This window comes from Coprococcus sp. TM115-187 (assembly GCF_027679115.1).
Taxonomy (GTDB): domain Bacteria; phylum Bacillota; class Clostridia; order Lachnospirales; family Lachnospiraceae; genus Allocoprococcus; species Allocoprococcus comes.
Map to the genome: position 1 here is coordinate 102148 of NZ_JAQEKS010000008.1, position 12477 is coordinate 114624.

Genomic DNA, 12477 nt, shown 5'->3' on the forward strand with positions numbered 1-12477 from the left:
TACTATCCTTTTGCTTAATTTATCTCAATCCACACGTTATTGTATAATATTCACCCCTTCATTTCAATGGGTTTTTCTATTACTTTTACACAATCTTCTCCAAAATAATTCGTCAATCTGCTCAAAATTCCAGGTTCTACCTGGATATTTGCGTTTTTAGGCAGTCTTTTTACCGCTCTCTCCGCTTTGCAGAAGATTACAACCTGGTCCTCACCCTCACTTTCCGCGAGCATCCGGAACAGATTCTGCTCATCTTGAAGGTAACTCTGTTTGTCGGCATACTGGATCCACAGTTCTTTTTTCGTCATATCAAACGGAATCACCTCTTCACAGATCAGCTTACTTGCATTATCATCTTCTTCCGATACACGTCCCCGCACAAATACTTTGCTGTCCTCCTGCAGATACTGCTGGCTTTTCTCATAGCTCTGCGGGAAAATGACAACCTCTACCGTTCCAAGAAGATCCTCTACGGTAATAAATGCCATCGTTTGATTCTTCTTTGTATATTTGATCGTCTTCGATGTGATCATACCACCAATGATCTCCCTTGACCCGTCACGCACTTTTGTCCGTCCGGTCTCTTCATCAAGCTGAAAATCCAATGTCGTTGCGGAAATACTCTTGCGCCATTTCTCTTCATATTCTTCCAATGGATGTCCGCTGATATACACGCCGAGTACTTCTTTTTCAAATGCAAGCATCGTTTCCTTCTGGTATTCTCCCACATCCGGAAGCGTGACCTCAAATTCTTTTTTCTGTTCGTCATCTACAATATCAAAGAGCGACATCTGTCCGGCAAGCGAATTTTTCTTGTTCTGTGCTACCTGATCCATGATCTGTACATAAATGATCATAAACTGCTTTCTGGTCCCTTTCAGACTGTCAAATGCGCCGGATTTGATAAAGTTTTCTACCGCACGTTTATTGACTTCCTTACCGGAAAGCCGTTCCAGAAAATCCTTCAGATCACGAAACGTGCCATGCTCTTCTCTGTCCCGGATGATCTGCTCGATCACCGGTCTTCCAACCCCCTTAATCGCCGCAAGTCCGTAACGGATATTACCGTTATCTACAGAAAAATCACCAACCCCACGATTGATATCCGGCGGCAGGATAGAAATTCCCATCTGTCGGCAAGTGTAAATGTATTCGGCAACCTTTCCCGGATTGTCGATGACAGAAGTCATAAGTGCTGCCATATATTCTACCGGATAATAATATTTCAGATACGCTGTCTGGTATGAGACAACCGCATACGCTGCCGCATGTGATTTGTTGAACGCATACTTTGCAAAATCGATCATTTCATCATAGATCTTATTCGCAACCTTTTCATCGATTCCATTTTTGACACAGCCCGGAATGCCTTCTTCTTCATTACCATATACAAAATTCTGACGCTCTCTCTGCATCACGTCGCCCTTTTTCTTACTCATGGCACGGCGTACAAGGTCGCTTCGCCCAAGTGAATATCCGGCAAGGTCACGCACGATCTGCATAACCTGTTCCTGGTATACAATGCAGCCATAGGTCGGTGCCAGGATCGGCTTTAACTGCGGGCATTCGTAAGTAATCAGCTCCGGATGGTTCTTTCCTTTGATATACTGTGGAATGAAATCCATCGGACCTGGCCGGTAAAGAGAAATTCCGGCGATAATATCTTCCAGACTCTGTGGTCGAAGCTCCTTCATGAAGCTCTTCATCCCTGCACTTTCTATCTGGAAAATACCGTCCGTCTTTCCGGTTCCGATATAGTCAAGCACTGCTTTATCATTATAATTTAATTCTTCTGTTACCAGCTTCACACCGGTACTTTTTTCAACCAGTCTGATCGCATCCTGGATGACGGTCAGGGTACGAAGCCCAAGGAAATCCATTTTCAGAAGTCCCAGTTCTTCCAGTGTGGTCATGGTAAACTGTGTGACCACATTGTTGTCCGCTCCAAGTGCCAGCGGAACATATTCATCCACATCCTTCTGGCTGATCACGACTCCCGCGGCATGCATGGATGTATGCCGTGGCAGACCTTCCAGCCTCTTTGACATATCGATCAGCTCTTTTACCTGTGGATCTTCATCATAGAGCTTCTTCAGCTCATGGTTCATCTTCAGGGATTTATCCAATGTAATATTCAGTTCTTTCGGAATCATCTTTGCAATTGAATCCACAAAAGCATACGGAAGATCCATAACCCTTCCCACATCCCGCAGCACCCCACGCGCCTGCAGTGTACCAAAGGTTACGATCTGCACCACCCGGTCTTTGCCGTATTTACGTACAACATAGTCAATGACCTCCTGCCTTCTTTCAAAGCAGAAGTCCACGTCGATATCGGGCATGGACACACGTTCCGGATTCAGAAAACGCTCGAACAGCAGCTGATACCGGATCGGATCGATATTGGTGATCGCAAGTGTGTACGCCACAATGCTTCCTGCCGCAGATCCACGCCCAGGTCCAACCATGATTCCATTGCTTTTTGCAAAATGAATAAAATCCCATACAATAAGGAAGTAATCCACGTAACCCATGCTTTTGATAACGCCCAATTCATAATTCAGGCGCTCCACAAGAGCTGGATCCGGGTCTTTTCCATATCGTCTTTTCAGTCCGTCAAAACAGAGCTTATTCAAATATTCCCATGAGGTAAATCCTTCCGGCACATCGAATTTCGGAAGCTTTGTCACACCAAATTCAATCTCTACATGGCATCTGTCTGCAATCTTCTGTGTATTTTCCAGCGCCTCCGGTGCATATGGGAAAAGTGCTGCCATCTCTTCTTTGGACTTCACGTAGTACTGTCCGCCTTCATAGCGCATCCGATCCTCGTCTGCGAGCTTTTTCCCTGTCTGAAGGCAAAGCAGGATATCATGTGGCTTTTCATCTTCTGCGTAAGTATAATGCACGTCATTTGTCGCCACAAGGTCGATTCCAATCTCCTGCGACAGACGCATCAACTGCTGGTTAACGGTGCGCTGTTCCGGGATCCCATGATCCTGCAGTTCCAGGAAAAAGTTGCCTTTCCCAAAAATCTGTTCATAATGAAGCGCAGCTTTTTTTCCTTCTTCATACATCCCTCTCGCCAGGTTTCTCTGTACCTCTCCGGCAAGGCATGCACTGAGGGCAATGATTCCTTCGTGATAGGTCTCCAGAAGCTCATAATCTACTCTTGGCTTATAATAGTAACCTTCCGTAAATGCACGTGACACGATCTTCATCAGATTGGCGTAGCCTGTATTATTCTCGGCAAGAAGTACCAGGTGATAATATCGGTCCTCATCGCGTCCTACGGCTGTTTTATCGAATCTGGATCCCGGTGCCACATAGACTTCACATCCCAGTACAGGATTGATTCCTGCCGCTCTTGCGGCTCTGTAGAAGTCAATGACGCCATACATGACACCATGGTCTGTGATCGCAGCCGCTGTCATCCCCAGTTCTTTGACTCTGGCAACATATTCTTTAATTTTATTCGAACCGTCCAGAAGGCTGTATTCCGTGTGGACGTGCAAATGCGCAAAATTCATATTGTGTTCGCTCCTTTTCTCTGTGTTCCATTTTAGCAGAAATGAGGGGGATTTCCAACTGGTGTGGGGAAAATTTTATAGGTTGGTGGACGGCGGATTTCCAAATATATGTACTCCGGTTCCCCTCGGCAAAACATTCCGATGAACCCCTGAAAGCGGGAATCGTGTTAACTTTCTTTTTGGGGCGTTGGTGTCACAACCTTATTTATCCTCTAACGCAAAAACACCGCCGCATCAGATCTCATTTCCAATGCGACGGTATTCATCTTTTATTATAGCCAGTAACCAGTACGCCCTTCTCTTATCTGGATGACTTTTCTAACTGCTCCATCAGTTCCCGAATCTTTTCTTCTCTTTTTTTAAGAAGTTGATTCATTTCTTCCATACGCTTTGCATCTTCATGGATGATCCTGCTTTGATCCTCAAGCTTTTTTTGCTGTCCTTTAATCTCTTTCTTTTGCCCTTCAAGCTCTTCCTGCATCTCATCGATCATATACCGTACTGTATTTTTATCCAATATCTCCAGCTCTTTTGAGAACATTTCCATCATCCTCTCTACATTCTGACACATGGTATATACTTCTTCATAAAGAGCCTTAAACTCCGGTACTTTTTCGACTAGCTGCATGATTCTCTCCGGATTATCTTCACTTAGAAATAATAACCATTTTTCCAGATTATTCTCAATCTCTCCATCTTTATTTTGAATGACATCCCGGAAGATGTCAAGGCATATAAACGTGTATTTCTGAAGCAGATCTGCCTGGATTCCGGTATCACTTTTCTGCTCCATATGATGGATATAAATCTGCTCTGAAAAATCATGATATTTCTTCTCACTTTTTTCAAATAACACGATTGTATATACGTTCTTGACATCTTTATATGTAAAACTCTTTCCTTTTTCTTCCCGCAGTCGCTTATACTGCCGTAAAAGCAAATCAGCCGAATAACACGCACTTCTCTGTCCTGAAAAGCGGTATCCCAGCTTCTGGATTTCCACATTTGCCAGACTTCCGTCCGTCAACTGTATCACCATGTCCATAATTAAAAGTGAATCCTCTGCTGCAATTCTCGCAGATTCATTTGGCAACACATGCAGGATTTTCACTTTCTCCCCTATTGCTGCTGAAATAAACTCTTCCAGCCGCCTCGGTGCTGTCTCCGGATTCATAATCTGCTTAAAAAATGAATCATACAGTAATTTTACTCCTTTTACACCTGTACAAAAATCTAAAAATTCTTCCTTCTGTTTCTTTTCCCAGCTGTAAAAAACACTATGCATTTTTGCATTCCCATCAATCTCATCCAGAATCGCCTGCCTGGTCTTTATCATTGGGAAATACTTCTGTAATTTCGTTCTCATATATTTCCTCCCGCTACAATTTTTATCAGGAGCATTTTCAGATATGAGTTTCCATAAGCTGCTGGTTATATGACTATAATTTGATTTTTAGATTTTCTACTGTTCTTTTCTCCACATCTTGTTGCCTGATTATAACATGGTCCCAGTCCGTCTTCAATTAGCAAATGTTCTGAAAATAAAGCAGTATGTTAATATCACAACCTCAAATAACAAAGGACCCAGAAATTTGAATCGCTCTTCCAAATTTCTGAGTCCTCTAATTGTTTCAGCATTTAGTAATTATTACAGTAATCAAACACAGGTCTTCCCTGTTCATTCCATTTTATGCGCATGCGGTAAGCATGTCTGTTGGGATCATACAGTGGATCTCCGATTATTTCATCGTATGGTCTTGCATGATAGATCATAATATCTTCTTTTCCATCCTCCGACTTTACAAAAGAATTATGTCCCGGCCCGTAGATTCCTCTTTCTGCATCTGTTTTTAAGACCGGATATCGTTCTTTTTTCCAAGCCCTTGGATTCAGCAGGTCTTCTGTCTCTTCTATGCTGAGCATTCCCATACAATAGCATTCTCCTGTAGCACTTGCCGAATAAGTCAGATATATTTTCCCATCATGATGTACAACTGCCGGTCCTTCATTTACCCAGAAATCCACTCTTTCCCAGTCATAATCCGGTGAAGTCAGAAGAACCTGTTCTGTCGCAAGACTTGTTGGTGAATCCATTCTGGCAATGTATAAATTGGAAATCTTCTTTCCAACACTAACTTTTTCTGCCCATACGCAGTACCATTGTCCCATATTTTCAAACACGGTCATATCCAAAGAAAAGTCCTGGAATGAAAACGCGTCTTTTCGCTTTAACATTCCCATCTCTTTCCACGGATCCTTCAATGGATCGTCACCTTCACACATCAACACATACGGTCTGATTGCCCAAATATCCTCAATATCTCCACCTGCAAAATAAATAAACCATTTATTATCCACATAATGAATTTCCGGTGCCCAAATGTGCACACTCATAATTCCGTTTTCATGCTTTCTCCATATGGTTACTTCTTCTGCCTGTGCCAATCCGTCGACCGTATTGCTTTTGCGAAGTACAATACGGTCATATTCCGGTACAGATGCAGTAAACCAATAGGTTCCATCAGAATGTCTGTAAACATAAGGATCTGCCCGCTGTATAATAAATGGTTTATTGTATTCTGTTTGTCTGTAATTTGTTTTATCCATAATCGTATCCTCTTATCTTTTCACTGCAAGTGTCAAAAATTTTTTTGCAATTCACCGTTGTTTCTGATTGCTCTATTGCCTTGCAATTTTCGCGATCTTACTTCACATTATTTCAAAATACAGAAGATATAGAAGAAACCTTACAATGTGTCCCGGTCGAGAATATGATAATTCAGATAAATAGATTTTGGCGAGTATTCTTTTGAATCAATCTGCTGGATCAATTCCACAACCGCCGTTGATGCAACACCTTCCAAATTTGTTGAAACAGTTGTCAGTTTCGGCGTGATATACTGCAAAAGACTGATATCGTCAAACCCCATTAATCCGAAATCCTTTGGTATCATCAGACCTTTTTTTGTGCCCCATTGCATAATAGACAAAGCATAGCTGTCACCCGAACACAAAAAAGCAGTCTTTTCATGCAATCCTCTTGCACAGATTCGTTCAACCTCCGGGAGAAACTCTGTTTTCCCAATCATTTTCATTTTCAGTTCCGGGTGAATCGCCATTGCAGCTTTAAATCCTTTTTCTCTCTGCTTATGTACATAAATATTCTGTGTTTCTTCCATCTCCAGCGGCGGACAGACAAATACAATTTTCTTATATCCTTTTGATACAATAAGTTCTACCGCATCCATCGCTGCTGCCATCTCATTCACCTGTACCGTAGTGATCTTCCCGGACACCTGGTTTCCAATACATACGATCGGGATGTGTAATGATAAAAGAAATTCTTCAAATTCTTTTCCTTTATTGATCGGATTGATCAATATACCTTCCATCTGCCTCTCTGCAAGCCCCTGTATCAGTTTTCTTTCCCATTCCAAGCTCTCATCACAGACAACAATATTCGTAAAATAACCTCTTTTGTCTGCCTCTTTGTTAATCGTATTCAACGACTGTACAAAGTACATATTCTCAATATTGATTGTTACAACACCAAGGGACATTGTTCTGCCATGATTCAAACTCCGTGCCAGAAGATTGGGACGATAATTATTTTCTTTTGCGACCTGCAGGATTTTTTCTTTTGTTTCTTTTGAGACACTGCCACCATTTAGTGCACGTAACACCGTCGTTCTTGAAACCCCACATTGTTCTGCAATTTGATTTACTGTAATCGCCATAATTACACCCCCGATCCTGATTCTACTCCGAGTATATCATAATCTCCCTGTATCGGCAATGAAGGTTCGCTTCTTATCTCTTCTGTCTCTCCTGTTCTTCTCAGACAGCTAACCGTACCATATTAAATGACAATGGTTGTAGTGTAATCTGGCATCTGCCTGTTTCTATCTCAACATTTTTTTCTTTCTTCGGGATTACTGCATCATGCTGTTCCATGTTGGTCATTTTTTTATTTTCAGCTGTCATACAAATGCTTTCTATCACATGTTGTATTTCAAAATCCTGCAGATCTACTTCTGCTTTCTGCAGTTCTTCTTCACTTCGGTTTACTGCAAAGATGACAAGCTCCTGATCTTCCTCATTCCACACAACAAGACTGTCCACATATGGAACCCCATCAAATTCTGCACAACTATAACACGGTCCTATACTTGCTGTTTTCAAAACAGTCCCTTTCGCATAGGTTGCAAAATAATGAAACGGATAGTATATCGTCTGAAGCCAGTATTCCCCATTTTTTTCAGTCATGATACATGCACTGATATTTGTAAGCAATGACTGGCATGCAATCTTGATCACATCTGCATTTCTCAGAATCACCATCTGCATCCCCGCAAATAGGAGTGCATCCTCCAGCGTATAAATCTGTTCACTGATCGCAGGTGCGATTCCCCATGGTTTCTGGTCAATTTCTGCATTTACGGTATTACTTGGGACTGCCCATACTCCCCATTCATCCACGCTGAACTTCATCTCTTTTTTAGACCGCTTTTTCTGCTTGATAACCTGTGCTGCCGAACGGATCGTACGGATATATTCTTCCATATCCAGCGTCTGCGCAAGAAATCCTTTGGTTCCCTTATCCTGCCCGGCATAATACTGATGAAGCGCAAGGTAGTCCGCAACATCATATGTTTTTTCAAGGACTTCCATATCCCATTCCGGATAAGTTTTCATATTTGACAAAGAACTTCCACACACAATCAGTTCGATTGTCGGATCCATCAGCTTCATTACTTTTCCGGTTTCTGCTGCCAGCTTTCCATAGTCTTCCGCTGATTTATGTCCGATCTGCCAGCTACCATCCATTTCATTTCCAAGGCACCACATTTTAATTCCATAAGGTTCGGCAACACCGTGCTCTTTTCTCAGATTACTGTACTGTGTTCCCTCCGGGAAATTGCAATATTCCAGATAATGTATTGCATCTTCAACGCCTCTTGTACCCAGATTTACTGTAAAAATCGGCTGTACATCCGCTTTTTTTGCCCATTTCATAAATTCGTTTGTCCCAAATTCATTCGTTTCAATCGCTTTCCACGCAAGATCCAGTTTACGAGGTCTTTTCTCTTTTGGTCCTACCCCGTCTTCCCAATGATACGCAGAAACAAAATTTCCACCTGGATAACGTACTGCTGTTACATGCATCTTCTTCACCTGTTCCAACACGTCTTTACGAAATCCATCCTCATCTGCGCTTTTATGATTTGGTTCATATATCCCTGTATAAATAACTCTTCCCATGTGTTCCAGAAACGAACCATAAAGTCTGGGATCTATTTTGCCTATCGCAAATTCTTTATTACATATTATTTTTGTGTTTTCCATATGAAATAATTCTCCTATCCTTTCAGTCCACCACTACTCATGCCTTCAATGAAGTACTTCTGACCAAACATATAAAGAACAAACATTGGTAATAACGAAATCAATGCTCCGGCAAATGCCGCTCCATATTCAATCGTATTTTGTCCAATAAACAAAGCCAGTCCATTTGCTAATGTACGCATTTCTGTACTACTTGTTACTATCATAGGCCATAATAAATCATTCCATGAGCCATTTACACTCAGAATAATTAAAGTAATAACCGCCGGTTTTACCTGTGGCATCATAATTTTCCAGAAAATCCCATATTCTGAAAGCCCGTCAATTCTCGCCGCTTCTGCCATTTCCTTGGGAATTCCGGTAAATGCAGCTCTCATCATAAAAATAGATCCTGCCACTGCAACTCTCGGTATAATCAGTCCCCAATAAGAATCGTACATTCCCATCTTATATACAACAAGGAAAAGCGGAACCATAATAACCTGAAACGGAACCATCATGGTTGCAAGAGTCATCAAAAACATTCCCGTTTTTCCTTTAAAGTCATAAAATGCATACGCATATCCAGCCATACAGTTTACAACAACCGCAAGTGCTGTCGTTCCTCCCGCATAAATAACAGAGTTCAAAATATATCGAAGAATATCAATACGGTCCTGTACATCTGTAAAGTTTTCCAAAGTAAATGAATTCGGTATAAATGTAGGCGGCCACGAAATAATTTCTTTTTCAGGTTTAAATGCACTGAATACCATCCAGATTACCGGAACAAGAACCAGAAGTGTCAGAATGATCAACATCACGGCAACCGGTATTTCTAAAACGACATTCTTGATCTTTATTGTCTTTTTCTTTTTCATTCCGCTAATCCTCCTTGTTCATTCTTCTGTACATCAAAGTCGTTATAAACATAATAACAACAAACAACACGACTGACATCGCTGATGCATATCCCATACTTGAATTAGATGAGAATGCTCTTGAATAAATGTAACTTACTGTTGATTCTGTTGTATAATTTGGACCACCGTTTGTTGTAACATAAATAATATCAAAAATCTGTAATGCCCCTGCAAATCTTGTCATCAGAATATACCAGAATGTTGGTCTGATAGAAGGCACTGTTATATGGATAAACTGTCTGATCTTCCCTGCCCCATCCATCTCAGCAGCTTCAAAAAGCGAAGGCGATACCTGTTGGATTGCAGTCACATAAATAATCGCTGATATTCCAAAACTTCTCCAGATAGAAATAAAAGACACAACAAATATAGTAAGTCCCGGTGTATTCATGAAATTTATTTTCCCAAATCCCATAGACTGCAATGCTGCTGTAATAAAACCAATATTAGAATGAAGGATCATTCTCCACATAATTCCGATTACAGTGGCAGAACAGATGACCGGTAAAAAGTATACAGCACGTAAAAATTTGTTTTTCAGATTATTCTTGCTGATCACAGCTGCAACAATTAAAGCTCCAAGCACCTGAATCGGAACTTCAAGTCCTGTAAATATTGCCGTGATTTTCAAACTGTTAAGAAAACGCGCATCATGAAAAGCCTCAATAAAATTATCAAAACCGATAAAGCTTGCTGTATTCAGCGTAATCGGGACATCAAAAAAGCTCAATCCAAACGCCATAACAAGCGGAATAACGTTAAACAATAACAGTAAAATAACGGATGGTGCTATAAAAACATACGCACTTCTGGAGGGTGTATTCCAGTATCGTCTTATTTTCTCCATTTTTTCCTCCAATCTCATTTGAAAAGGCGACTTATCCAAGCCGCCTCATTTCCCCGTTTAACAGCATTCTATTTATTGTACTTTTCTACAATCTTATCTGCTGAATTCTGTGCCTTTTCCAAAGCCTCATCCACAGAAGACTTTCCAAATGCCACTGAATTGATCATTTCCGGAATAACATCTGTTAATACAGAACTGATTCCTGGAAAATTAGAATCTACAATAAAATCTGTAGGTGCTTCCGGATTTGCTGCTGACATAGCACTTAATTTTTTATTTGCCTTGTATTCTTCATTGTCCTGTACAGAGTATGTATATGCCGGGAAACCATTTTCAAGTGACCATTCTAATGCCGGGCTTTTTCCATCTTTATCTGCTGTATTCCACCATTCGATGAATTTATATGCTGCTTCTTTTTCTTCTTCACTGGCTGCTGTCGTAATACCAAATCCAATGACTTCTACAGAATTCATATCTCCGGCATCTCCCTGTGGGATCAGGCTGATTCCATAATTTACACCGGCTGTATCAAGTCCGGTTGTTACCCATGGTCCGCCTATTGTTATTCCAATCTGACCGGCGCTTGCCATTGAATCTGTATCTGCTTCTAACGGATTATCACCATTATCAACCATATCTTTATACATATTCAGGAATTTTTCATATCCTGCATTGCCTTCAAAATTAGCTTTCCAGTTTCCGTTGTCATCTGTAACCGCAAGTCCTCCAAATCGCTGCATGATATGTGCAATCTGATAAGCATAATCATAAGAAATTCCCGAACCGTAAACATTCTTGTTTGCATCAGTAATCTTAGCTGCATCTTTCTGCCATTCATCCCATGTTGCCGGCGGTGTATCCGGATCCAATCCTGCATCTTTAAACAGATCTTTATTCCAGTACATATAATATCCAACTACCTGGAACGGAACAAAATACATCGATTCGTCATCGGAGCAGTAGTCCAGATAAGACTGAATAAAATCATCTTTGTCCAGATTCGTTTTATCAAATACATCACTTACATCCTGAAGATAATCTCCATAAGTAAAGCGGTATGCACTTGAACTAAGAATCATTGTCGGTCCCTCATTTGCAGCAAAGGCTGTTGATAACTGACTGTCAAGATCCGAAGAAATATCCATTTTTACTGTGATACCATCTTTATTCTCTTTGTTATACTTGTCAACCATTTTCACCAGCATATCTCCATCTGCACCGGTAAAACTATTCCAAAAAGTAATAGTTGTTCCTTTAGAATCTCCAGATTTCTTTGACTCTTTTTTGTCCCCTGAACCTCCGCATGCTGTAAGTGATGCAATCATCATCGCAGATAAACCTAATGCCGTAATTCTTTTCCACTTTTTCATATTGATTCCCTTTCTGAAACGTAGTAAATACTTTCCCTTCGTCAAGTTCAAGCACTATATTTTCTTTGCTTTTTCGCAATGTACACGTGTACGTTTTTTGTTCTAAGTAAAGGATATTCCTTCTCTTGTTAAAAGTCAAATGCTTTTTATATCTTTGTTAATATTACACATTTTAAAATTATATTTTTGTGCATTTATTCCTTGTTTCTGTGTCTTTTCTTTATGTTCTCGTGTACTCACATTATTTATTCTGACTATTCAGATAATTTCACATTTTTCAAACGTGGTCTCATACCATCCGCATTTCACCACACCACTACATTTTTGAATTGAAATCGCCCGGATTTTTTCATTATCATCAATAATCTTGAGCACCGAATCAGCAAAAAGAAAGCACTCTGATTCGGTGTCACAACCTCATTCTAATCGAGTAGGAGGCGGTGACTAACCGCCGTCCTCTCACACCACCGTGCGTACCGTTC

8 protein-coding genes are annotated in these 12477 nt (G+C 40.8%); all 8 read right to left on the reverse strand.

Annotated elements, in window-relative coordinates:
- Positions 1-50 precede the first annotated feature (50 nt).
- The 8 genes from PGW42_RS07890 to PGW42_RS07925 all read right to left on the reverse strand — a co-directional run bounded on the left by PGW42_RS07890 (position 51) and on the right by PGW42_RS07925 (position 11995).
- Positions 51-3530 (reverse strand): DNA polymerase III subunit alpha, encoded by a 3480-nt coding sequence (locus PGW42_RS07890; protein WP_270202937.1) that lies wholly within the window; start codon positions 3528-3530, stop codon positions 51-53.
- A 301-nt stretch (positions 3531-3831) separates the two neighbouring features.
- Positions 3832-4896 (reverse strand): PD-(D/E)XK nuclease family transposase, encoded by a 1065-nt coding sequence (locus PGW42_RS07895; protein ID WP_270202936.1) that lies wholly within the window; start codon positions 4894-4896, stop codon positions 3832-3834.
- A gap of 272 nt (positions 4897-5168) precedes the next feature.
- Entirely contained in the window at positions 5169-6137 is a 969-nt protein-coding gene (locus PGW42_RS07900) for a glycoside hydrolase family 43 protein (RefSeq protein WP_118199551.1), read from the reverse strand.
- A 140-nt stretch (positions 6138-6277) separates the two neighbouring features.
- Positions 6278-7267: a LacI family DNA-binding transcriptional regulator gene (locus tag PGW42_RS07905; protein WP_117557997.1), complete on the reverse strand. Its 990-nt coding sequence runs from the start codon at positions 7265-7267 to the stop codon at positions 6278-6280.
- Between the two features lie 100 nt (positions 7268-7367).
- The gene (arfA, locus tag PGW42_RS07910) at positions 7368-8876 is read right to left on the reverse strand and encodes an arabinosylfuranosidase ArfA (RefSeq protein ID WP_117824233.1); all 1509 of its coding nucleotides are present in this window, start codon (positions 8874-8876) and stop codon (positions 7368-7370) included.
- A gap of 14 nt (positions 8877-8890) precedes the next feature.
- The gene (locus PGW42_RS07915; RefSeq protein WP_117558001.1) at positions 8891-9736 is read right to left on the reverse strand and encodes a carbohydrate ABC transporter permease; all 846 of its coding nucleotides are present in this window, start codon (positions 9734-9736) and stop codon (positions 8891-8893) included.
- A gap of 4 nt (positions 9737-9740) precedes the next feature.
- The gene (locus PGW42_RS07920) at positions 9741-10625 is read right to left on the reverse strand and encodes a carbohydrate ABC transporter permease (RefSeq protein WP_118199554.1); all 885 of its coding nucleotides are present in this window, start codon (positions 10623-10625) and stop codon (positions 9741-9743) included.
- A 68-nt stretch (positions 10626-10693) separates the two neighbouring features.
- Entirely contained in the window at positions 10694-11995 is a 1302-nt protein-coding gene (locus tag PGW42_RS07925; protein WP_118199742.1) for an extracellular solute-binding protein, read from the reverse strand.
- Positions 11996-12477: the final 482 nt, after the last annotated feature.

Bases quoted from the DNA above. Each gene is read 5' to 3' on its own strand.
- PGW42_RS07890 (WP_270202937.1), bottom strand. From the start codon at position 3,530: ATGAATTTTGCGCATTTGCACGTCCACACGGAATACAGCCTTCTGGAC.
- PGW42_RS07895 (WP_270202936.1), bottom strand. From the start codon at position 4,896: ATGAGAACGAAATTACAGAAGTATTTCCCAATGATAAAGACCAGGCAG.
- PGW42_RS07900 (WP_118199551.1), bottom strand. From the start codon at position 6,137: ATGGATAAAACAAATTACAGACAAACAGAATACAATAAACCATTTATT.
- PGW42_RS07905 (WP_117557997.1), bottom strand. From the start codon at position 7,267: ATGGCGATTACAGTAAATCAAATTGCAGAACAATGTGGGGTTTCAAGA.
- arfA (WP_117824233.1), bottom strand. From the start codon at position 8,876: ATGGAAAACACAAAAATAATATGTAATAAAGAATTTGCGATAGGCAAA.
- PGW42_RS07915 (WP_117558001.1), bottom strand. From the start codon at position 9,736: ATGAAAAAGAAAAAGACAATAAAGATCAAGAATGTCGTTTTAGAAATA.
- PGW42_RS07920 (WP_118199554.1), bottom strand. From the start codon at position 10,625: ATGGAGAAAATAAGACGATACTGGAATACACCCTCCAGAAGTGCGTAT.
- PGW42_RS07925 (WP_118199742.1), bottom strand. From the start codon at position 11,995: ATGAAAAAGTGGAAAAGAATTACGGCATTAGGTTTATCTGCGATGATG.